Source organism: Stenotrophomonas maltophilia, assembly GCF_023518235.1.
Lineage (GTDB): Bacteria > Pseudomonadota > Gammaproteobacteria > Xanthomonadales > Xanthomonadaceae > Stenotrophomonas.
In genome coordinates this window covers 2,489,269-2,512,092 of sequence record NZ_CP090423.1, presented here as the reverse complement: position 1 = coordinate 2,512,092, position 22,824 = coordinate 2,489,269, and the positions used below count along the sequence as shown (strand labels likewise).

Sequence of the window (22,824 nt, the reverse complement as noted above, 5' to 3'; positions counted from 1 at the left end):
AAGCTGCTGGCCATTGGACGACATTTTAAGGCCCCGATGCCGACGATGCCCGCATTGATTCGCATCCCCAGTGTTCTGCTGCTGTCCCTGGCCTGCGGCCAGGCCCTGGCGGCGGTGCCGGCCAAGGCTCCCGTACGGGTCCCGGCCACTGAGGAACTGGCGCTGGAACCGGTGATGGCCGGTGAGTTCGCGCTGCAGGCCGGCAAGCTGGCCGAGGCCGCGCGCTGGTACCTGCAGGCGGCCCAGCAGACCGGCGGCGATGCCGGCCTGGCCGAGCGTGCCACCCGCATTTCCATGCTGGCCAACGATGATGCCAGTGCTGCCAAGGGCCTGGCCCTGTGGCAACAGCGCGCGCCGCGCTCGTTGACGATGCGCAGTGCCGCCGGTGCGCTGGCCATGCGCCAGGGCGATGTGAAGGCCGCCCGCACCGAGCTGCAGGGGCTGCTGGCCGACCCCGATGAGCGCGGCTGGAAGTTCGCCCTGGCCGCGCTGATCGGCGGCGGTCGCGATCCGGCGGTGCCTGCGCAGGTGCTGGGCGAACTGGTCGACGCCAACGCCATTCCGCCGAAGATCGAGGCCTGGCAGGAGTTCGGCCGCCTTGCCCTGCGCATGGACAAGCCCGAACTGGCGCGGCGCATGATCGACGAAGTGGTCAAGCGCTTCCCCGAAGAGCCGCGCGTGGCCCTGCTGCGCGCCAGCCAGCTGCAGCAGGCTGGCGAGACCGGCAAGGCGCTGACGCTGCTGCACGATGTGGAGCCGAAAACCCGCCAGGACCCGGAACTGCGCAACGCGGTGGCCATCGCCTACGACAGCCTCGGCCAGCCCTCCGCGGCCGAGCGCGTGCTGGCGTTCGGCCCGCAGGACGTGCAGACCTGGGGCATGCGCGCCGCGCTGCTGGCCAAGCAGGGCGACAAGGCCGCCCTGTCCAATCTGTACAACGAGCTGTCGCGGCAGGCGGCCAAGCCGGATCCGGCGCAGCGCCTGTTGCTGGGCAAGATTGCCGAATACCTCAAGCGCTATCCCGAGGCGGTGCAGTGGTACCACAGCGTGCCCGGTGGTGATGAGCTGAGCGAGGCGCGCCTGCGCGCAGCCAACGCCCAGGCCCTGGCCGGGCGCCTGCCGCTGGCGCTGGATGAAGTGCACGCGATCCAGTCCGATGCGGTTGTCGATGACGATGTGCGCCGCGACGCCTACCTGCTGGAAGCCGAGCTGCGCCAGCGCGGCGACGACAGCGCCGGTGAGCTGGACGCGCTGGCCCGCGGCCTGGCCGCCTTCCCGGATGACAACGGCCTGCTGTATGCGCGCGCGCTCACCTGGGAGCGCCGCGATGACATCCCGCGCGCCGAGGCCGACCTGCGCAAGATCCTGGTGACCGACCCGGAAAACGTACCGGCGCTGAATGCACTCGGTTACACCCTGGCCGACCGCACCGGGCGCCTGCAGGAGGCGCTGGAGCTGATCGACCGCGCACGTGTGGCCGAGCCGGACAATGCGGCCATCGTCGACAGCTATGGCTGGGTGCTGTATCGCCTGGGCCGAAAGGAGGAGGCGCTGGTGCAGCTGCGCCGCGCCTGGACCCTGGCCAAGGACCCGGAGATCGCCGCCCATGTCGGCGAAGTGCTGTGGGTGCTGGGCAAGCACGACGAAGCCCGCCACTTCTTTGAAGAAGCCGCCAAGCTCGATCCCGAGAACCGCGCGCTGCTGCGCGCCCGCGAGAAGTTCAATCCATGAGTGTTTCCCTGATCCGGCCGCTGCTGTTGGCGGCCGCGACCCTGGCCGTTTCCGCCTGTACCAGCGTGGGCACCCAGAAGACAGCGCCGCCAGCCGTGGTCGAAACGGTTTCGGCCGAGGCGGCGCATGCCGAAGCGGCGCGCGTGGCCGCGCTGCAGGCACAGCCGGACTGGGCCTTCCAGGGCCGGGTGGCGGTCAGCAAGGGCAAGGACGGCGGCAGCGGTCGCATCGACTGGAAGCAGCAGGGTCGACACTACGTGGTCGAACTGAGCGCACCGGTGACCCGGCAGAGCTGGAAGCTGAGCGGCGATACCCAGTCCGGAGGTGGGCGCCTGGAAGGGCTGGCAGGCGGCACACGCGAGGGCGAGGACGCCCAGCAGCTGCTGCTCGACGCCACCGGGTGGGACATTCCGGTCAACCCGTTGCCTGACTGGATCCGCGGCCTGGTGGCCGCTGGCGCCGATAGTGGCGCGCAGGCGGTCGAACGCGACGGCGAAGGCCGGCCGCGCCGCATGCAGCAGATGGGCTGGCAGGTGCAGTACCTGGACTGGTACCCGGCCGACGCAGCGCGTCCGGCGTTGCCGCGCAGGATCGAGGCCAGCCGGGGCGATGCCAAGGTGAGGCTGCTGGTGGACCAGTGGGGGCAGGGCGCTCCATGAATGCGGTGGTCAAGGGTGCGGGCTGGTCCTGGTGGCCGGCCCCGGCCAAGCTGAACCTGTTTCTGCATATCACCGGGCGCCGCGCTGATGGCTACCACGAGCTGCAGACCGTATTCCGCCTGCTCGACTGGGGTGACCGCATCGGCCTGCGCCTGCGTGAAGACGGCCAGGTGCGCCGGCAGGGCGAGGGTTTGGTTGGCGTGGCCGAAGCTGACGATCTCGCGGTTCGCGCCGCGCGATTACTGAAAGATGTCGCCAATGTCTCGCAAGGTGCGGACATCATCGTCGAAAAACACGTTTCTGCCGGCGGTGGCTTCGGTGGCGGCTCATCGGATGCCGCCACCGTGCTGGTGGCGCTGAACCGGCTCTGGCGGGCCGGCCTGGACGAAGATGCGCTGGCTGCCCTGGGCCTTCGGTTGGGTGCGGACGTGCCGGTGTTCGTGCGTGGCCACAACGCCTGGGCCGAAGGCGTGGGCGAGCGCCTGCGTCCGATCACGCTCGCCCCGGCCTGGTATGTGGTGGTCGAGCCCGGCGTCCATGTTCCCACGCCGGCCCTGTTTGCAGACCCGGATTTGACGCGCGACAGCCCAGTGGCGAAAATAGACGACTTCGCTTCCGGGACCCTGGTCGGGAACGCGTTCGAACCAGTGCTGCGCCGCCGTGAGCCTGCCGTTGATGCAGCGCTTGCAGCGTTGAGCGACATTGGCCAGGCGCGACTGACCGGTTCGGGAAGTGGTTGTTTCGTCGAGTTCGCATCGCAGGCTGCCGCAGAGCAGGGACGGTCGAAGTTGCCGAAGGAGTTGCGGGCAAGGGTGGCTGCGGGCGTTGCGCGTTCGCCACTGCTGGATGCACTCGAGCAACACTGATTTACCAATGCAGGGGCGTCGCCAAGAGGCCCAAGGCACCAGGTTTTGATCCTGGCATTCGTAGGTTCGAATCCTACCGCCCCTGCCAATAGCGGCTGTGTCCGCGCCTTCCAGCGCATCGCCCGCGCGGGACGTGGAAACAACCGCGGTGTTGTCAGCAGCAAGGGTCCACCGGGGTCCTTGCCGACTCCGGATCCCCGCCACTCGTCCCCGCCCGAGACAATCATGATGCAAGAGTCCCCGAACCTGCTGGTCTTTTCCGGCAACGCCAACAAACGTCTGGCGCAGAACATCTGCAAGGAACTGGGGGTTCGCCCGGGCAAGGCGCTGGTCTCGCACTTCTCCGATGGCGAAGTGCAGGTGGAAATCGAAGAGAACGTCCGCAAGCAGGACGTGTTCGTGATCCAGCCGACCTGCGCGCCGAGCGCGGAAAACCTGATGGAACTGCTGGTGCTGATCGACGCGCTCAAGCGCGCATCGGTGGCCAGCGTGACCGCCGTGGTGCCGTACTTCGGCTACTCGCGCCAGGATCGCCGCATGCGTTCCTCACGCGTGCCGATCACCGCCAAGCTGGCGGCGAAGATGTTCAGCACCGCTGGCGCTGACCGCGTGCTGACCGTCGACCTGCACGCCGACCAGATCCAGGGCTTCTTCGATATTCCGGTGGACAACGTGTATGCGTCCCCGCTGCTGCTGGCCGACATCTGGCGCGCCTACGGCACCGAGAACCTGATCGTGGTGTCGCCGGACGTGGGCGGTGTGGTCCGCGCCCGTGCCGTGGCCAAGCGCCTGGATGACGCCGACCTGGCGATCATCGACAAGCGCCGCCCGCGCGCCAACGTCTCCACCGTGATGAACATCATCGGTGACGTCGAAGGCAAGACCTGCGTGATGGTCGATGACATCGTCGATACCGCTGGCACCCTGTGCGCCGCTGCCGCTGCCCTGAAGGCGCGCGGTGCGCTCAAGGTCGCCGCCTACTGCACCCACGCGGTGCTGTCGGGCCCGGCGGTGGACAACATCACCAACTCGCAGCTGGACGAACTGGTGGTGACCGACACCATCCCGCTGAAGGACGCCGCGCGCGTGTGCAGCAAGATCCGCCAGCTGAGCGTGGCGGAAATGCTGGCCGAAACGATGCGCCGCATCGCCTTCGGCGAGTCGGTCAGCTCGCTGTACGTCGATTGAGTTTTTCGCCCCTGCCGGCAACGGTGGGGGCATACCCCGGATGCTTCTGGTCGCGGAAGCATCTTCAACCGCCACGCCGCAAGGCGCGGCAACAACCTGAGTAGTCGAAAATGTCGAAGACCCATGAAATCAAGGTCACCAAGCGTGAACTGCAGCGTAAGGGTGCGAGCCGCCGCCTGCGTCACGCCGGTGTGATCCCGGCCATCGTGTACGGCGGCAACGCCGAGCCGGTCGCCATCAGCCTGGACCACAACGAAATCTGGCTGGCCCAGCAGAACGAGTGGTTCTATGCCTCGATCCTGGACCTGAACCTGGACGGCCAGGTGCAGAAGGTCCTGCTGCGTGACATGCAGCGCCACCCGTACAAGCAGCTGATCATGCACCTGGACTTCCAGCGCGTGAACGAGAACGAAGCCCTGACCGCTTCGGTCCCGCTGCACTTCGTCAACGAAGACACCTCGCCGGCCGGCAAGGCTGCCGACGTCGTGGTCACCCACGAACTGAAGGAAGTGACCATCACCTGCCTGCCGAAGGACCTGCCGGAGTCGATCGAAGTCGACCTGGGCGAGCTGAAGGCCGGTGACGTGGTGTACCTGTCCAACATCAAGCTGCCGAAGGGCGTGGAAATCCCGGCCCTGGCGCTGGGCAAGGACCACGACGACGCCATCGTCACCGCCAAGGCCGGCAAGGCCGACGCGGCCGACGAAGAAGCGGCTGCCGAGTAATACCGCTACGGTGCCTGCCTTCGGGCAGGCACCGTGCTGGAAGGAACCATGGCAGGACTGCGACTGATCGTCGGTCTGGGCAACCCCGGATCGGAACACGCCCGGACCCGGCACAATGCCGGGTTTCATTTCGTTGAGGCCCTGGCGGAAAAAGCCGGTGCGCGATGGAATGTGGACAGCAAACTGTTCGGCGAGACCGCCAAGGTCGAGATTGCCGGGCAGACGGTGTGGCTGCTCAAGCCCGCCACCTTCATGAACCTCAGCGGCAAGTCGGTCACCGCCGCACAGCGGTTCTGGAAGATCGAGCCGGAGGAAACCCTGCTGGCCCACGACGAACTGGATCTGGCGCCCGGCGTGGCGCGGTTGAAGTTTGACGGCGGCCACGGCGGCCAGAACGGCCTGCGCGACACCATCCGCCTGCTCGGCCACGGCAAGTTCCATCGCCTGCGCGTGGGCATCGGCCATCCCGGCCACAAGGACCGCGTGGTGGGCTGGGTGCTCGGTCGCCCGTCCAAGGAAGACGACGTGCTGATCGCGCGCGCCATCGACGATGCGATCGACGTGCTGCCGCTGGCCGTGCAGGGCGATTTCAGCGAAGCGATGAAGCGGCTGCACACCCCGAAATAACCCGCTTTGGGTAGGTGCCAACCTTGGTTGGCACACAATGATCGACACCGAGATGGATTGGCCAAGCAGCGCGCGCGCTGTTTCTCCAATCACTTTCACCCCAGAGAGCTGTCACCCATGGGTATCAAATGCGGCATCGTCGGCCTGCCCAACGTCGGCAAGTCGACCCTGTTCAACGCGCTGACCAAGGCGGGTATCGCCGCGGCGAACTTCCCGTTCTGCACCATCGAGCCGAACGTCGGCATCGTGCCGGTGCCGGATCCGCGCCTGAACGAGCTGGCGGCGATCATCAACCCGCAGAAGGTCATCCCGACCGCGGTCGAGTTCGTCGACATCGCCGGCCTGGTGGCCGGTGCCGCCAGCGGTGAAGGCCTGGGCAACAAGTTCCTGGCACACATCCGTGAAGTCGATGCGATCACCCACGTGGTGCGTTGCTTCGAGAACGCCGACGTCATCCACGTCAATAACAAGGTCGACCCGATCTCGGATATCGAAACCATCGATACCGAACTGGCGTTGGCCGACCTGGACAGCGTCGAGAAGGCACTGAACCGTGCCGAGCGCGCAGCCAAGGGTGGCGACAAGGATGCGGCCGCGCGCAAGCCGGTGCTGGTCAAGCTGCAGGCGGCGCTGGCCGACGGCAGGTCCGGTCGTTCGGTCGGCCTGGACGAGGAAGAGAAGGCGCTGGTGCGCGACCTGTTCCTGCTGACCCTCAAGCCGGTGATGTACATCGCCAACGTGCTTGAGGACGGCTTCGAGAACAACCCGCACCTGGAAGCCGTGCGCGCGCACGCCGCCGCCGAAGGCGCGCAGGTGGTGCCGGTGTCGGCTGCGATCGAAGAAGAGCTGTCCCAGCTCGATGACGAAGACCGCGATACCTTCCTGGCCGACCTGGGCCTGAGCGAGCCGGGCCTGAACCGCGTGATCAACGCGGCCTACAGCCTGCTGGGCCTGCAGACCTACTTCACCGCCGGCGTGAAGGAAGTCCGCGCGTGGACCGTGCGCAAGGGCGCTACCGCCCCGCAGGCCGCCGCCGTCATCCACACCGACTTCGAGAAGGGATTCATCCGCGCCGAAACCATCGCGTATGACGACTTCATCAAGTACAAGGGCGAAGCGGGTGCCAAGGAAGCCGGTCGCCTGCGCCTGGAAGGCAAGGAGTACCGCGTGCAGGAAGGTGACATCCTGCACTTCCGCTTCAACGTCTGATCCAGCGGCAACGGATCGACCCCGGACGCCCCGCCTTGCGCGGGGCGTCCGCGTTTCTGGTCCCCTGTCGGTTGTTGGCGAAAAAATAACCATGCGTTGAAACGCTTGCGCCGCAAGACTCGCGAACCCTTGTCCACAGCAAACCCCCACCACTTTCCACGCCCGGTGTGGAAAACCAAGGAGCATCTGTCTGGTAGGTACCAACCTTGGTTGGCACAGCACGTGGTGGACAAATTTTCACCACGCCCGGGAACGCCTGCGCTGCAACGCTCGCGCCCACTTGTCCACACCAAGTTCCCATCGCTTTCCACGCGGCGTGTGGAAAACAACCGTGGGTCTGGACAAAAAATAACCACGCCTGCAACCGCTTGTGCGACAACGCTCGCGCCCACTTGTCCACACCAAGTTCCCATCGCTTTCCACGCGGTGTGTGGAAAACCGGCATGCCCCGGTAGTGGCCAGCCTTGGTTGGCCTGCACCACCGCCGAAACGAACAAGGCCCGCCAATGGCGGGCCCTGCGTTCCATGTCCTGCGTTGCAGCCTGCGCTTACAGCGCGCTGCCACCGAACTTGTGGGTGTACTGCAGATTGATCGTGCGGCCGACGCTGTCGAACCAGGACACGTCGTAGTACGGATAGGCCGTATAGGTCAGGTCCTTCGGCGGCATCTTGTTGAACACGTTGACCACCGACAGCGACAGGCGTGAATGGTCGTCGAAGCGGTACTGCACCGATGCGTTGTAGCGGTAGGTTGCCTTGATGTAGGGGCTGTCGCCGCTGTCCCAGTCGAACACCTGGTCGTAGCTGTCCGAAGTCGGCAGCTTGCCCAGGCGCGAGCCGTAAACCGTGGCCGACCACGCGGCCTTCTTCCAGGTCACGCTCAGGCTGGTCTTGGTGCGGGGAATATCGAAGCCGCTGTTGACCGCGAACTGGTCCTCGGTCACATCGCCAGCGAAGCGCTGGAAGTCGTGCTTCTTCACCCAGGTATGGGTGCCGTTGAGGATGAAGTCACCGATACCGGTCTGCAGGCGGTAGCGCAGGCCGACGTCGATGCCGGAGGTGGACTCGCGGGCCACGTTGATCGGCTCCACGCGCACGCCGTACAGGCGGCCGTCGGCGGTACGGGTGATGCGGCCGAGCGCGTCGACGCAGGTCGGCGAGCTGATGTCTGCGCTGCCAAGGCGGCAGTTGGCTTCATTGGCCAGGATCGTGCGCACGTCCATGTCCTGCACCTGGTTGCGCATGTCGATGTCGAACCAGTCCACCGACAGGTCCAGGCCGATGGCCGGCGACCAGACGAATCCGGCACTCCACGAGGTGCTGGTTTCCGGATCAAGCTGGCGGTTGCCGGTGCGGCTGCGGACCAGATCGCGCTCGTAGTCGGCACAGTCGCTGGCCTCTTCCAGGCGGCAGGTGTACAGATCTTCAGCGCTGGTCTCATCGTTGCCCGGGCCTGCGAACACGTAGTGCAGGTCCGGCGCCCGGAACGCGGTGCCGTACGAACCGCGCACCAGCAGGGTATCGATCGGGCGCCATTCCAGGCCGCCGCTCCAGGTCGCCTTGCCGATGGTGTGGCCGGAATAGCGGTACTGGTCGTAACGGCCGGCCACGCTCAGGTTCACCGTCTCATGCAGCGGCATGCGCAGCTCGGCGGCGGTGGCCCAGCGGTTGCGCGAGCCCTTGCCGTCCGAATCCTTCCAGCTGTAGTAGTAGTACTGCGTCGCCAGCGGATCGGGATTGAGCGAGTACGCCTGCTGGCCCACTTCCACGGTGGCCGCGAAGCCGGCATCACCGCCAGGCAGGCCGAACAGTGCGCTGTTGGTCAGGGTGAAGGCCGCCGTCTCCGTGCGCGACTTCGGCGTGTAGGTGGTGCGCGCGGCGATCGAATCGTACTCGTCGCGGGTCAGCGGCCGGTACAAGCGCGACGGGTCGGCGTTGTAGATCGGGAAGCCTTCATCATCCTTGCCCAGCTGCGCGCCCAGGAACAGGTCATTGGCCTTGGCGGCGACGATCTGCGCCCAGCTGATCCGCGACTGGTACTGCGAATGGCTCAGTGCTGCTTCGTAGTCCCAGTTGCCGGCCAGATTGCCCTTGAAGCCTGTGGTCACGCTGAAGGTGCGTTGCGTGCTGCGCACCATGGCGTTGCGCAGCCCACCCATTTCCTCCGGCGAGAACTGCCGCTGCCAGAACTCGATCTCGCCGGTGGCTTCGTTGTTGAAGTAGCCCGACTCATCGCCGTTGGCGTCCATGCGGCCCCACGAGGTGACGTCGCGCATCAGCGACAGCGTGTGGTAGCCCAGCTGCACATCGGCGAACCACTGCTGGCCGTTGTCGAAGTCGTAGCTCAGCGACGCATAGCCGTTGGCGCCGCGGCGCTTGTTGAGGATGGTGCCGTAGCCGATCGATGCGTCGCTGCCGCAGTAGTAGCCGTAGCGCGGCCGGTAGGCGTGGTAGGTGCTGCCCTGGTTCTGCGCGGCCAGCGCATCGCAGGTGGCGGCACTCGGGTCGAGGTAGTCATCGTTGTAGTCGGTACGCAGGTAGGCGCGACGGCCGATGCGCGAACCTTCGGTGGGACCGTCCTGGGTCGAATCCTGGATGTCGCGCTGGTAGGCCCACAACGGGGTCTGCGACTGCAGCTCGACGCTGTACACGGCGTTGAAGCCGCCGTGGCTGAATCCACTGGCGATGCTCATGTCGAACGACTCGCCACCGCCTTCGGTGGTGGTGCCCATGCGCAGGTCAACCGTGGTGCCGTCGGCCTTCTTCTTCAGGATGAAGTTGACCACGCCGGCGATCGCATCCGAACCATAGATGGCCGAAGCGCTGCCGGTCAGCACTTCGATGCGCTCGATCATGCCCAGCGGGATGTTGGAGACGTCGGTGAAGTTGCTGCGGCCCTTGAACGGCATCGGGAAGTCGGCGATGCGGCGGCCATTGACCAGCACCAGGGTGTGGTTCGGGCCCAGCCCGCGCAGATCGACCTGCTGTGCGCCGGGTGAGAAGTCGGCGCCGCTGGACGACTGCTGGCTCTGTGTCTCACCGCCGTTCTGGGTCATCGCACGCAGCACGTCCGGCACGCTGGTGAAACCACTGGAGCGGATCTGCTCGGCATTGATCACCGTGATCGGTGCGGGGCCTTCCACCTGGGCGCGCGGAATGCGCGAGCCGGTGACCTGCACCGCGTCCAGTTGTTGAACCGAAGAGGAAGCCGGTGCCTGGGCCGCCGCGGAAGCAGCCACGCCCATCAACGCCAGCTGGATCGACCACGCCATCGCCTGTCTACGCATGAGGAATTCTCAAAAATGATGCCGGCCCGCAGAGGAGGGGCCCCTGTCCCCCATTCATGTTTCAGCAATGGGCGCGCGCATTTAACGCCTTTTTCATGCTCTTGACTACTGGGTGTCCATCTGGCAAAGAATGAAAACGCTTGCAGGTCGATTTTGTTCAGGGAGATCAAGATGCGACGCCTCCATCAGGCCTGGTTTGCCCCGATCACCTGTCTGGTGGTCCTGGTGTTGGCCTGGCCGTTGGCCACGTCCGCGCAGGACCTGCACGGTCCCGGCTTTGCGTATTACGAAGTGGGCGATCTGGACGCGCCGCGGCCCGGCCCGCGCGCCCCGGCCATGATGCTGATGGGCGGTGGGGAGTGGGTGCCCGATGCCTTCCAGTGGTGGTTGCGGCAGGCCGGCAACGGCCGCGTGCTGATCCTGCGCGCCTCCGGCAGCGATGAACTGCAGGACCGGCTGTACCACGACATCGGCGGCACCACCGCCGTGCAGACCCTGGTCTTCGACAGCCGCCGGGGCGCCGACGATCCGGCCGTGCTGCGCGTGGTGGCGGCGGCCGATGCCATCTTCATCGCCGGTGGCGACCAGTCGCGCTACATCCGCTTCTGGAAGGGCACCGCGCTCAACCGTGCGCTCAATGCACACGTGCGTGCCGGCAAGCCGATCGCCGGCACCAGTGCCGGCCTGGCGATCCTCGGCGGCTATGCCTATGGCGCGCTCGATGGTGGCAGCATCACCTCGGCCGGTGCACTGGCCGATCCCATGGGCAGCGCGGTCACCCTGGACCATGGTTTCCTGCAGATGCCCTACCTCCAGCGCGTGGTCACCGACACCCACTTCGACAAGCGTGACCGGCTCGGCCGCCTGATCGTGTTCGTGGCCCGCGCCGCGCAGGACAGTGGTGACCCCGGCATCGTCGGCATCGGCGTGGACGAAGATACTGCCCTGTGCGTGGAGCCCGATGGCCAGGCCCAGGTCTACAGCGCTGATGGCGAGGGCAAGGTCTGGGTGGTCAGCCCCGGTCGCGATGCCGACCGGCTGGTCCAGGGCGAGCCACTGCGCTTCCATGCGGTGCCGGTGACGGTGGTTGCCAGCGGCAGCCGCATGCGGCTGGATGACTTCGAGGCCGATGCCGATTACCAGGCGGTGGCCGACATCAATGACGGCGAGCTTGAGTTCACCCGTCGGTAGTGCCGGTCGCTGGCCGGCAACTCGCCTGCGCTGATGCGCCCCTTGCCGGCCAGCGGCCGGCATTACCCTGCAATCCATTCCCTCGTTCTGCTGGAGACGTACCCGATGAAACTGCGCCTTGCGCTGTCCGCGCTGTTGTCCCTGCCGCTGCTGGCCCAGGCCGCGCCGGCGGCTTCGCCGCTGCTGGTCATCCATGGCGGTGCCGGTGTCGAGCGCAAGGATCTGTCACCGGCCGAAGAGAAGGCCGCGCGCGAGGCGCTGCGTGCCGCGCTGCTGAAGGGCCATGCCGAACTGGCCGCCGGCCGTCCGGCGCTGGCCGCAGTCACGGCGGCGATCACCGTGCTTGAGGACGATCCCACCTTCAATGCCGGCAAGGGGGCGGTGTTCACCCATGACGGCCGCAACGAGCTGGATGCTGCGGTCATGGACGGTGCCACCCAGGCCGCCGGCGCGGTGGCCGGCGTGCAGCGGGTGCGCAACCCGATCCTGCTGGCGCAGACGGTCATGCAGAAGTCGAGGCACGTGATGATGGTCGGGCAGGGTGCCGAGGCGTTCGCAGTGGAGCAGGGCACGGTGTTGGTCGATCCGTCCTACTTCCGCACCGAAAAGCGCTGGCAGCAGCTGCAGCGTGCACTGAAGGAAGAGGCCAGCGGCCAGGCGCACGCCGATCTGGAGACCGCAAGACACTTCGGTACCGTCGGAGCGGTCGCGCTGGATGCGCAGGGGCAGCTCGCAGCAGGCACTTCCACCGGCGGCATGACCAACAAGCGCTATGGACGGGTGGGTGACTCGCCGATCATCGGTGCCGGCACATGGGCCGATGCGCGCTGCGCGGTATCAGGCACCGGCTGGGGCGAGTACTACATCCGCACGGCCGCCGCGCACGAGATCTGTGCCCGCATGCGCTACCAGGGGCAGACCCCGGAACAGGCCGGCAAGGGCGTGATCAACGAGACGATTCCGCAGATGGGCGGCGACGGCGGCGCGATCGTGCTCGCGGCAGACGGAAAAATGGCCACGCCCTTCAACACCCAGGGCATGTATCGGGGCTGGATCGGCGCCGACGGTGTCCCGCATGTCGCAATTTTCGCCAGCGAGAGCCTGCCGGTCCCCGGGCAATAACCTTGCGTATCAATGGGTTTGCGACAACGTGTGAAAAAGATGGAAAAAAGCGTTGACAGGCATCCGTCCCATCAGCAGAATAAGCGGCTCACCACCACACACCGCAACGCTTCGGCGGCAACGGAATGGGGTGGTAAGGAGGGATACCCAAGCGGCCAACGGGGGCAGACTGTAAATCTGCTGGCTTACGCCTTCGGTGGTTCGAATCCACCTCCCTCCACCAGTTTCACGTTGTGACATTCCCGGCGCGGGAGTAGTTCAATGGTAGAACCTCAGCCTTCCAAGCTGATGGTGCGGGTTCGATTCCCGTCTCCCGCTCCATTGAATGAACTTTGAATCTTATCGAGTTCATGTCATAATGCAAAACTCGGCTCACGTAGCTCAGTCGGTAGAGCACTTCCTTGGTAAGGAAGAGGTCGAAGGTTCGATTCCTTTCGTGAGCACCATCTTAAGCATCACCTCTCAGACGAATTCGAGATAAGCAGCCATGGCCAAGGGTAAGTTCGAGCGCACCAAGCCGCACGTCAATGTCGGCACCATCGGTCACGTCGACCACGGCAAGACCACGCTGACCGCCGCACTGACCAAGATCGGTGCCGAGCGCTTCGGTGGCGAGTTCAAGGCATATGACGCCATCGACGCCGCGCCGGAAGAAAAGGCTCGTGGTATCACGATCTCGACCGCGCACGTCGAATACGAATCCCCGACCCGTCACTACGCCCACGTTGACTGCCCGGGCCACGCTGACTACGTCAAGAACATGATCACCGGTGCCGCCCAGATGGACGGCGCGATCCTGGTGTGCTCGGCCGCTGACGGCCCGATGCCGCAAACCCGCGAGCACATCCTGCTGTCGCGTCAGGTCGGCGTGCCGTACATCGTCGTGTTCCTGAACAAGGCCGACATGGTTGACGACGCCGAGCTGCTCGAGCTGGTCGAGATGGAAGTGCGCGAACTGCTGAGCAAGTACGAGTTCCCGGGCGACGACACCCCGATCATCGCCGGTTCGGCCCGTCTGGCGCTGGAAGGCGACCAGAGCGACATCGGCGTGCCGGCCATCCTGAAGCTGGTCGATGCCCTGGACACCTGGATTCCGGAGCCGGAGCGTGCGATCGACAAGCCGTTCCTGATGCCGGTGGAAGACGTGTTCTCGATCTCGGGCCGCGGCACCGTGGTGACCGGTCGTATCGAGCGCGGCATCATCAAGGTCGGCGACGAAATCGAAATCGTCGGTATCCGTCCGGTGCAGAAGACCACCGTGACCGGCGTCGAAATGTTCCGCAAGCTGCTGGACCAGGGCCAGGCAGGCGACAACGCCGGTCTGCTGCTGCGCGGCACCAAGCGTGACGACGTCGAGCGTGGCCAGGTTCTGGCCAAGCCGGGTTCGATCAAGCCGCACACCAAGTTCGAAGGCGAAGTCTACGTCCTGTCGAAGGACGAGGGCGGCCGTCACACCCCGTTCTTCAACGGCTACCGTCCGCAGTTCTACTTCCGCACCACCGACATCACCGGCGCTGCCAAGCTGCCGGAAGGCGTCGAAATGGTGATGCCGGGTGACAACATCAAGATGGAAGTCACCCTGATCAACCCGGTGGCAATGGACGAAGGTCTGCGCTTCGCCATCCGCGAAGGCGGCCGTACCGTCGGCGCCGGCGTGGTCTCGAAGATCATCGAGTAAGCCTGCAGTACCGGTGGTTGCATAGCGCCGCCGGTTACGCGAATGGCGGGCCGGGAACCTCGGTCCGCCTTCGCCGTCTAAGGGAAGGCAAGTTTCAAACGTACGCCAGTAGCTCAATTGGCAGAGCAGCGGTCTCCAAAACCGCAGGTTGGGGGTTCGAGTCCCTCCTGGCGTGCCATCTGCCCACCTTATCCAGCGGCCTGGGCCGCTAAAGCAGACACAGCCGGATGAATAGCAAGATCGAACACTCCAAGGACACCTCCGCCACGGGCGGGGATATCGTCAAGTATGTCGCCGCATCGCTGCTGGTGCTGGCCGGTCTGTTCGTCTGGTTCTGGTTCTCCGCCGACTCCGGTCGCGCCGCCCAGCTGGGTGCGTGGGCCGGTCAGTTGCGTGCGTTGGCGGTTGTGGTCGGCCTGGTTGGCGGTATCGGCGTGTTCATGCTGACCGGCAAGGGGCGCGACACCCGCGAATTCCTCTCCGAGTCGCGTTTCGAACTGCGCAAGGTGGTCTGGCCGACGCGCCAGGAAGCCATCCGCATGACCTGGGTCGTGATGGTGGTGGTAACCATTCTCAGCCTGCTGCTGGGTGGGTTCGATTACGTCATTCAGTGGCTGGTTCAGCTGTTCCTGAGCCGCTAAGGAGATTTGCATGAAGCGTTGGTACGTCGTTCACGCCTATTCGGGCTTCGAGAAGTCGGTGGCGCAGGCTCTGCGCGATCGCATCGTCCGTGACGGCATGGAAGAGCGCTTCGGCGACGTCCTGGTCCCGACCGAAGAAGTGGTCGAGATGCGCGCTGGCCAGAAGCGCCGCTCCGAGCGCAAGTTCTTCCCGGGTTACGTGCTGGTCCAGATCGAGACCCACGAAGAAGCCGGCATTCCGCGCATCGACAACGAAAGCTGGCACCTGGTGAAGGAAACCCCGCGTGTGATGGGCTTCATCGGCGGCACCGCCGACCGTCCGTTGCCGATCGCCGATTCCGAGGCCGAAGCCATCCTGAATCGCGTTCAGGAGGGTGTCGAGAAGCCGCGCCCGAAGGTGCTGTTCGAGCCGGGCCAGATGGTCCGCGTCACCGACGGCCCGTTCAACGATTTCAATGGCGTCGTCGAAGAAGTCAACTACGAGAAGAGCCGTCTGCGCGTCTCGGTGCTGATCTTCGGTCGTGCCACCCCGGTCGAGCTCGAGTTCGGCCAGGTCGAAAAGGCCGTCTGACCGCCTGTAGAGTCGAGCCATGCTCGACTCCTGGCTCCGGATGCCGCGCAGTCGAGCATGGCTCGACTCTACAGAAGGAACCGGGCATCGCCCGGTTTCCTTCGTTTATGTGCCGCTTCAGGCATGTGAAGAAAAAACCTGTTATAGTTCGCGGCTCCCTGCTGGGATGCTGGCAGGACGAGGCCGCCGCGAGGTGGCCTTCGGCATGATTTCAAAACGCGATGCCGGGACGCGTGATTCCCGGTCCGATGGGGAGCCTGTTGTCGAAAGGCGCTAGCACCCGGAGAGCACTCACATGGCAAAGAAAGTTGTCGGTTACATCAAGCTGCAGGTGAAGGCCGGTCAGGCCAACCCCTCGCCGCCGGTCGGTCCCGCGCTGGGTCAGCGTGGTCTGAACATCATGGAATTCTGCAAGGCGTTCAACGCTGCCACGCAGAAGCTCGAGCCGGGTCTGCCGGTTCCGGTGATCATCACGGCCTACTCGGACCGTACGTTCACCTTCATCACCAAGAGCACCCCGGCCACCACCCTGCTGAAGAAGGCCGCTGGCATCTCGTCGGGCTCCAAGCGCCCGAACACCGAGAAGGTCGGCAAGGTCACCCGTAAGCAGCTGGAAGAGATCGCCAAGGCGAAGGAACCGGATCTGACTGCCGCCGACCTGGACGCCGCCGTGCGTACCATCGCTGGCTCTGCCCGTTCCATGGGCCTCGTGGTGGAGGGTTAATAAGATGGCACAGACCAAGCGTGAGAAGGCCATCAAGGCCGCCGTCGTTCCGGGCAAGGCATACGCCTTCGAGGACGCGATCAACATCCTGAAGAGCGCCACCAAGGCCAAGTTCGTCGAGTCGATCGACGTTGCTGTGCGCCTGGGCGTCGATGCGAAGAAGTCCGACCAGCAGGTCCGTGGCTCCACCGTGCTGCCGGCTGGTACCGGCAAGTCGGTCCGCGTCGCCGTGTTCGCTCCGGCCGGTGCCAAGGCTGACGAAGCCCTGGCCGCTGGCGCCGAAGCCGTCGGTATGGATGACCTGGCCGAGAAGATGCAGGCCGGCGATCTGAACTACGACGTCGTCATCGCGACCCCGGACGCCATGCGCGTTGTCGGTAAGCTGGGCACCGTGCTGGGTCCGCGCGGCCTGATGCCGAACCCGAAGGTCGGCACCGTTTCCCCGAACCCGGGTGAAGCGGTGAAGAACGCCAAGTCGGGTCAGGTCCGTTACCGCACCGACAAGGCCGGCATCATCCACTGCACCATCGGCAAGGCCGATTTCGCCGAAGACGCGCTGAAGTCGAACCTGACCGCGCTGCTGCTGGACCTGATCAAGGCCAAGCCGGCCACCTCGAAGGGCACCTACCTGCAGAAGGTTTCGGTCAGCTCGACGATGGGCCCGGGCGTCACCGTCGACCAGTCGTCGCTGACCCTGAAGTAATTGTTTCAAGCGGTCACGGTGCCTTGGGTGCCGTGACCGTGACATTTGAAGGCATCGCAGGCAGTACATCGCCGGCGGTAGCCGTCAAAGACCGCAGGCGCGGTCGTGGCAATACCGGCGACGGGCACGGAAGCTCGATCTGGCAGGGAGTCGCCGCCGGAGCAGTCATGAGCGCTTAATCGATTCCCCGGAATCACCCTGCGTAGATGGTGCCCTTCTGGAGTTTTTCTGGTTCACGCACGTCTGGGTTTCCCAGGTTGGCCCACTCCAGGTCTAGAACGGCCCACCCCCGGAACATCATCCCGATGTTCCCGGCGTCCAGGACGGATGCCGCACAGGACCGCACACGGCAGGAGCCGTAAGCGGAGTTCAATAGGAGGAGTGCAATGGCTCTCAATCTGTCCCAGAAGCAAGAAGTAGTCGCCGAGCTGGCAGACGTCGCCGCCAAGGCCCACTCCTTGATCGCAGCCGAATACGCTGGCACCACGGTCGCCCAGATGACCGCGATGCGCAAGCAGGCTCGTGAAACCGGTGTTTTCTTGAAGGTTGTCAAGAACACCCTGGCTTCGCGCGCCGTTGAAGGCACCGAGTTCGCAGTCGCCCAGGACCAGATGGTTGGTCCGCTGCTGTACGCGTTCTCGCTCGAGGAGCCCGGCGCTGCCGGTCGCCTGATCAAGGAAGCCGCCAAGGGCAACGACAAGCTGAAGGCTAAGGTCGTCGCCATCGGTGGCGAAGTGTTCCCGGCAAGCCACGTTGACGTGCTGGCCTCGCTGCCGACCCGCGATCAGGCCCTGGCCATGCTGGCCCGCGTCCTGACCGAGCCGGTCACGATGTTCGCCCGCGCGATCAAGGCTGTTGGCGAGAAGCAGGGTGGTGGCGACGTCGCCGCCGACGCTGCCGAGCCGGCCGCCGAGACCGCCTGAGTTTCGACTTACCGTGGTTCCTGACGGAACCTCAACCCAGAAAATCATCCAAAGGTATTTATCATGTCCCTTACCAACGAACAGATCGTCGACGCCATCGCCGAGAAGTCCCTGATGGAAGTGATGGAGCTGGTCAAGGCCATCGAAGAGAAGTTCGGCGTCTCCGCCGCTGCTCCGGTTGCCGTGGCTGCTGCCGCCGGCCCGGCTGCTGCTGTTGAAGAGCAGACCGAATTCACCGTCACCCTGAAGACTGCCGGCGAGAAGAAGGTCGAAGTCATCAAGGCCGTCCGCGCCATCACCGGCCTGGGCCTGAAGGAAGCGAAGGACCTGGCCGAAGCCGGTGGCGTCCTGAAGGAAGCCGCTTCGAAGGACGAAGCCGAGAAGATGAAGAAGGACCTGGAAGCTGCTGGCGCGACTGTCGAAGTCAAGTAAGCACTTCCCTTGCGTCGTCATCGATTCACGGCGATGCAGCCAAGGCTGGGGGCGTAAGCCCCCGGCCTTTGGTCGTTGTTGCGGTGTCGGTAGAGTCGACTGTTGGTCGACTGTTTCAAAAGCAGCAAAAAGCCCAACACGGGCTGCGGTCAGACCCCGGCCGGCCAGCGCAGAGCGCGGCAGCGGGGGAGTGGTAGCAGACGAGTTGGCAGTTGGAAGTAGCGGGAGAAGGCGTGCTGGTGCCGGCAATACCAGCGACTTCCAACTGACAATTTCAAGTTCCCTTCAGGGTCGTGGACGCACGGCCCGCACAACAAGGTGGAAGACCTCATGACGTCCTATTCGTTCACCGAAAAAAAGCGTATCCGCAAGGATTTCGGCAAGCAGCGCTCGATTCTCGAAGTGCCGTTCCTGCTCGCCATCCAGGTGGATTCCTATCGTGAATTCCTGCAGGAAAACGTCGATCCGGCCAAGCGCACGGACCACGGCCTGCACGCTGCGCTGAAGTCGGTCTTCCCGATCGCCAGCTACAGCGGCAATGCTGCCCTGGAATACGTCGGCTACAAGCTGGGCGAACCGGTCTTCGACGAACGTGAATGCCGCCAGCGCGGCATGAGCTACGGCGCCCCGCTGCGCGTCACCGTGCGCCTGGTGATCTACGACCGCGAGTCGTCGACCAAGGCCATCAAGTACGTGAAGGAGCAGGAGGTCTATCTGGGCGAAATCCCGCTGATGACCGAGAACGGCACCTTCATCGTCAACGGCACCGAGCGCGTCATCGTCTCGCAGCTGCACCGCTCGCCGGGCGTGTTCTTCGACCACGACCGTGGCAAGACCCACAGCTCGGGCAAGCTGCTGTACAGCGCCCGCATCATTCCTTACCGCGGCTCCTGGCTGGACTTCGAGTTCGACCCGAAGGACGCGCTGTTCACCCGTATCGACCGCCGCCGCAAGCTGCCGGTGTCGATCCTGCTGCGCGCGCTCGGCTACAGCAACGAAGAGATGCTGGCCGAGTTCTTCGAGATCAACACCTTCCACATCAACCCGGATGAAGGCGTCCAGCTGGAGCTGGTGCCCGAGCGCCTGCGTGGCGAAACCCTGGGCTTCGACCTCGCCGACGGCGACAAGGTCATCGTGGAAGCCGGCAAGCGCATCACCGCCCGCCACATCAAGCAGCTGGAAGCCTCGGGCATCGCCGCCCTGGCCGTGCCGGACGACTACATCGTCGGCCGCATCCTGTCGCACGACGTGGTCGATGCCTCGACCGGCGAACTGCTGGCCCAGGCCAACGACGAGATCAGCGACGAGCAGCTGCAGAACTTCCGCAAGGCCGGCGTCGATGCGGTGGGCACCCTGTGGGTGAACGACCTGGATCGTGGCCCGTACCTGTCCAACACCCTGCGCATCGATCCGACCAAGACCCAGCTGGAAGCCCTGGTCGAGATCTACCGCATGATGCGTCCGGGCGAGCCGCCGACCAAGGATGCCGCGCAGAACCTGTTCCACAACCTGTTCTTCACCTTCGAGCGCTACGACCTGTCCGCGGTCGGCCGCATGAAGTTCAACCGTCGCGTGGGCCGCAAGGAAACCACCGGCGAAGCCGTGCTGTACGACAGCAAGTACTTCGGTGAGCGCAACGACGAAGAGTCCAAGCGCCTGGTCGCCGCCCATGGCGACAGCTCCGATATCCTGGACGTGATCAAGGTCCTGACCGAGATCCGCAACGGTCGCGGCGTGGTCGACGATATCGACCACCTGGGCAACCGTCGCGTGCGTTCGGTCGGCGAAATGGCCGAGAACGTGTTCCGCGTGGGCCTGGTCCGCGTCGAGCGCGCGGTCAAGGAGCGCCTGTCGATGGCCGAGTCCGAAGGCCTGACCCCGCAGGAGCTGATCAACGCCAAGCCGGTCGCCGCGGCCATCAAGGAGTTCTTCGGCTCCTCGCAGCTGTCGCAGTTCATGGACCAGAACAACCCGCTGTCGGAAGTGACCCACAAGCGCCGCGTCTCGGCCCTGGGCCCGGGCGGTCTGACCCGTGAGCGCGCCGGCTTCGAAGTGCGCGACGTGCACCCGACCCACTACGGCCGCGTCTGCACCATCGAAACCCCGGAAGGCCCGAACATCGGCCTGATCAACTCGCTGGCCGTGTACGCCCGCACCAACCAGTACGGTTTCCTCGAGACCCCGTACCGCAAGGTCGTGGACGGCAAGGTCTATGACGAAGTCGAGTTCCTGTCGGCCATCGAAGAAAACGAGTACGTCATTGCGCAGGCCAACGCGCTGACCGACGCAAACAGCGTGCTGACCGAGCAGTTCGTCCCCTGCCGTTACCAGGGCGAATCGCTGCTGAAGCCGCCGGCGGAAGTCCACTTCATGGACGTCTCGCCGATGCAGACCGTGTCGATCGCGGCCGCGCTGGTTCCGTTCCTGGAGCACGATGACGCCAACCGCGCACTGATGGGCGCCAACATGCAGCGTCAGGCCGTGCCGACCCTGCGTGCGCAGAAGCCGCTGGTCGGTACCGGTATCGAGCGCGCCGTGGCGCGTGACTCCGGCGTGACCGTGAACGCCCGCCGTGGTGGCGAGATCGTGCAGATCGACGCCGCCCGCATCGTGGTCAAGGTCAACGAGGAAGAAATCGTTGGCGCCACCGACGCCGGCGTGGACATCTACAACCTGGTCAAGTACACCCGCTCGAACCAGAACACCTGCATCAACCAGCGTCCGCTGGTCCAGGTGGGTGACGTCATCGCCCGCGGCGACGTGCTGGCCGACGGTCCGTCCACCGACATCGGCGAACTGGCCCTGGGCCAGAACATGCTGATCGCGTTCATGCCGTGGAACGGCTACAACTTCGAAGACTCCATCCTGCTCTCCGAGCGCGTGGTGGAAGAGGATCGCTACACCACGATCCACATCGAAGAGCTGACCTGCGTCGCGCGTGACACCAAGCTGGGGCCGGAGGAAATCTCGGCCGACATCCCGAACGTTTCCGAGCAGGCGCTGAACCGCCTGGACGAGAGCGGCGTGGTGTACATCGGTGCCGAAGTCCGCGCCGGCGACATCATGGTCGGCAAGGTCACCCCGAAGGGCGAAAGCCAGCTGACCCCGGAAGAGAAGCTGCTGCGCGCGATCTTCGGCGAGAAGGCTTCGGACGTGAAGGACAGCTCGCTGCGCGTTCCGCCGGGCATGGACGGCACCGTCATCGACGTGCAGGTCTTCACCCGCGATGGCATCGAGAAGGACAAGCGCGCCCGTCAGATCGAAGAATCTGAAATCAAGCGCGTCAAGAAGGACTTCGACGACCAGTTCCGCATCCTGGAAGCGGCCATCTACATGCGTCTGCGTTCGCAGATCGTGGGCAAGGTGGTCAACGGTGGTGCCGGCCTGAAGAAGGGCGACGTGATCTCCGACGCCTTCCTGGACGGCCTGAAGAAGGCCGACTGGTTCGCCCTGCGCATGAAGGACGAGGATGCGTCGGAAGCCATCGAGCGCGCGCAGAAGCAGATCCAGGCGCACGAGAAGGAATTCGAGCGTCGCTTCGCTGACAAGCGCGGCAAGATCACCGCCGGCGACGACCTCGCCCCGGGCGTGCTGAAGATGGTCAAGGTGTTCCTGGCCGTGAAGCGCCGCATCCAGCCGGGCGACAAGATGGCAGGCCGCCACGGTAACAAGGGTGTGGTGTCCAACGTGGTGCCGGTCGAGGACATGCCGTACATGGCCTCGGGTGAAACCGTGGACATCGTGCTGAACCCGCTGGGCGTGCCGTCGCGTATGAACATCGGCCAGATCCTGGAAGTGCACCTGGGCTGGGCGGCCAAGGGTCTGGGTCGCAAGATCCAGGCGATGATGGAAGCCCAGGCGGCCGTGGCCGACCTGCGCAAGTTCCTGGACGACATCTACAACCACGATGACACCAACGTGGCCAACCGTGTCGACCTGTCGCAGTTCAGCGACGAGGAACTGCTGCGCCTGGCCCGCAACCTGACCGACGGCGTGCCGATGGCAACCCCGGTGTTCGACGGTGCCACCGAAGCGGAAATCAAGCGCATGCTGGAACTGGCCGACCTGCCGAGCAGTGGCCAGACCCAGCTGTACGACGGCCGCACCGGTGAAGCCTTCGATCGCCACACCACCGTTGGCTACATGCACTACCTGAAGCTGAACCACCTGGTCGACGACAAGATGCACGCCCGTTCGACCGGCCCGTACTCGCTCGTCACCCAGCAGCCGCTGGGCGGCAAGGCGCAGTTCGGCGGCCAGCGCTTCGGTGAAATGGAAGTCTGGGCGCTGGAAGCCTACGGCGCGGCCTATACCCTGCAGGAAATGCTGACGGTGAAGTCCGATGACGTGCAGGGCCGCAACCAGATGTACAAGAACATCGTCGACGGTGAGCACGAGATGGTCGCGGGCATGCCGGAATCCTTCAACGTGCTTGTGAAGGAAATCCGCTCGCTGGCCATCAACATGGAACTGGAAGACAACTGATCCATGCCGGCGCGGCGGTCCGCCGCCGCGCCGCTGGCAGTGACCTGAAAGCCCATCGACAC

Annotated in this window: 18 protein-coding genes and 5 tRNA genes; 22 read left to right on the top strand and 1 reads right to left on the bottom strand. The window is 65.0% G+C overall.

Annotated features, from left to right (window positions below):
• Positions 1-45: 45 nt before the first annotated feature.
• The 8 genes from LZ605_RS11895 (at position 46) to ychF (ending at position 7,005) form a co-directional block, all read left to right on the top strand.
• Complete coding sequence (locus tag LZ605_RS11895; RefSeq protein WP_249841838.1) at positions 46-1,731, top strand: tetratricopeptide repeat protein; 1,686 nt, start codon at positions 46-48, stop codon at positions 1,729-1,731.
• Complete coding sequence (lolB, locus tag LZ605_RS11890) at positions 1,728-2,390, top strand: lipoprotein insertase outer membrane protein LolB (protein WP_249841837.1); 663 nt, start codon at positions 1,728-1,730, stop codon at positions 2,388-2,390. The genes LZ605_RS11895 and lolB overlap by 4 nt, the downstream gene beginning before the upstream one ends.
• Positions 2,387-3,256 (top strand): 4-(cytidine 5'-diphospho)-2-C-methyl-D-erythritol kinase, encoded by an 870-nt coding sequence (ispE, locus tag LZ605_RS11885; protein WP_249841836.1) that lies wholly within the window; start codon positions 2,387-2,389, stop codon positions 3,254-3,256. The genes lolB and ispE overlap by 4 nt, the downstream gene beginning before the upstream one ends.
• An 11-nt stretch (positions 3,257-3,267) precedes the next feature.
• Positions 3,268-3,344, top strand: a tRNA-Gln gene (locus LZ605_RS11880).
• Positions 3,345-3,484: 140 nt separating this feature from the next.
• A complete protein-coding gene (locus LZ605_RS11875; protein ID WP_005415400.1) occupies positions 3,485-4,444 on the top strand; it encodes a ribose-phosphate diphosphokinase in 960 nt (319 codons plus the stop codon).
• A 110-nt stretch (positions 4,445-4,554) separates the two neighbouring features.
• The gene (locus LZ605_RS11870) at positions 4,555-5,169 is read left to right on the top strand and encodes a 50S ribosomal protein L25/general stress protein Ctc (RefSeq protein ID WP_107229949.1); all 615 of its coding nucleotides are present in this window, start codon (positions 4,555-4,557) and stop codon (positions 5,167-5,169) included.
• Between the two features lie 48 nt (positions 5,170-5,217).
• Positions 5,218-5,796, top strand: a complete 579-nt coding sequence (gene pth, locus LZ605_RS11865) for an aminoacyl-tRNA hydrolase (RefSeq protein ID WP_049395820.1) — start codon at positions 5,218-5,220, stop codon at positions 5,794-5,796.
• Between the two features lie 117 nt (positions 5,797-5,913).
• A complete protein-coding gene (gene ychF, locus LZ605_RS11860) occupies positions 5,914-7,005 on the top strand; it encodes a redox-regulated ATPase YchF (protein ID WP_249841835.1) in 1,092 nt (363 codons plus the stop codon).
• Positions 7,006-7,553: 548 nt separating this feature from the next.
• Here the strand turns inward: ychF and LZ605_RS11855 are convergent.
• Positions 7,554-10,292 carry a TonB-dependent receptor plug domain-containing protein gene (locus LZ605_RS11855; protein WP_249841834.1) on the bottom strand — a complete coding sequence of 913 codons (2,739 nt, stop codon included), beginning with the start codon at positions 10,290-10,292 and terminating at the stop codon, positions 7,554-7,556.
• A 171-nt stretch (positions 10,293-10,463) separates the two neighbouring features.
• Between LZ605_RS11855 and LZ605_RS11850 the strand changes: the two genes are divergently transcribed.
• The 14 genes from LZ605_RS11850 (at position 10,464) to rpoB (ending at position 22,762) form a co-directional block, all read left to right on the top strand.
• The gene (locus LZ605_RS11850) at positions 10,464-11,483 is read left to right on the top strand and encodes a cyanophycinase (protein ID WP_249841833.1); all 1,020 of its coding nucleotides are present in this window, start codon (positions 10,464-10,466) and stop codon (positions 11,481-11,483) included.
• A gap of 105 nt (positions 11,484-11,588) precedes the next feature.
• Positions 11,589-12,605: an isoaspartyl peptidase/L-asparaginase family protein gene (locus tag LZ605_RS11845; RefSeq protein ID WP_249841832.1), complete on the top strand. Its 1,017-nt coding sequence runs from the start codon at positions 11,589-11,591 to the stop codon at positions 12,603-12,605.
• Between the two features lie 137 nt (positions 12,606-12,742).
• Positions 12,743-12,828 (top strand) — tRNA-Tyr (locus tag LZ605_RS11840).
• A 24-nt stretch (positions 12,829-12,852) separates the two neighbouring features.
• Positions 12,853-12,926 (top strand) — tRNA-Gly (locus tag LZ605_RS11835).
• 49 nt (positions 12,927-12,975) lie between these two features.
• Positions 12,976-13,051: transfer RNA gene (locus tag LZ605_RS11830), tRNA-Thr, on the top strand.
• A 41-nt stretch (positions 13,052-13,092) separates the two neighbouring features.
• Positions 13,093-14,283, top strand: coding sequence for an elongation factor Tu (tuf, locus tag LZ605_RS11825; protein WP_057497303.1), 1,191 nt, complete (start codon positions 13,093-13,095; stop codon positions 14,281-14,283).
• A gap of 102 nt (positions 14,284-14,385) precedes the next feature.
• Positions 14,386-14,461 (top strand) — tRNA-Trp (locus LZ605_RS11820).
• A gap of 49 nt (positions 14,462-14,510) precedes the next feature.
• A complete protein-coding gene (gene secE, locus LZ605_RS11815; protein ID WP_107229953.1) occupies positions 14,511-14,924 on the top strand; it encodes a preprotein translocase subunit SecE in 414 nt (137 codons plus the stop codon).
• 10 nt (positions 14,925-14,934) lie between these two features.
• Entirely contained in the window at positions 14,935-15,495 is a 561-nt protein-coding gene (nusG, locus tag LZ605_RS11810) for a transcription termination/antitermination protein NusG (protein ID WP_004154362.1), read from the top strand.
• A 295-nt stretch (positions 15,496-15,790) separates the two neighbouring features.
• Positions 15,791-16,219 carry a 50S ribosomal protein L11 gene (rplK, locus tag LZ605_RS11805; protein WP_004145248.1) on the top strand — a complete coding sequence of 143 codons (429 nt, stop codon included), beginning with the start codon at positions 15,791-15,793 and terminating at the stop codon, positions 16,217-16,219.
• A gap of 4 nt (positions 16,220-16,223) precedes the next feature.
• Entirely contained in the window at positions 16,224-16,922 is a 699-nt protein-coding gene (rplA, locus tag LZ605_RS11800) for a 50S ribosomal protein L1 (protein ID WP_004154350.1), read from the top strand.
• A 386-nt stretch (positions 16,923-17,308) separates the two neighbouring features.
• Positions 17,309-17,845, top strand: a complete 537-nt coding sequence (gene rplJ / locus LZ605_RS11795) for a 50S ribosomal protein L10 (RefSeq protein ID WP_005408203.1) — start codon at positions 17,309-17,311, stop codon at positions 17,843-17,845.
• Positions 17,846-17,908: 63 nt separating this feature from the next.
• Positions 17,909-18,277, top strand: coding sequence for a 50S ribosomal protein L7/L12 (gene rplL, locus LZ605_RS11790; RefSeq protein ID WP_057497299.1), 369 nt, complete (start codon positions 17,909-17,911; stop codon positions 18,275-18,277).
• A 330-nt stretch (positions 18,278-18,607) separates the two neighbouring features.
• Complete coding sequence (gene rpoB, locus LZ605_RS11785; protein WP_107229954.1) at positions 18,608-22,762, top strand: DNA-directed RNA polymerase subunit beta; 4,155 nt, start codon at positions 18,608-18,610, stop codon at positions 22,760-22,762.
• Positions 22,763-22,824 lie beyond the last annotated feature (62 nt).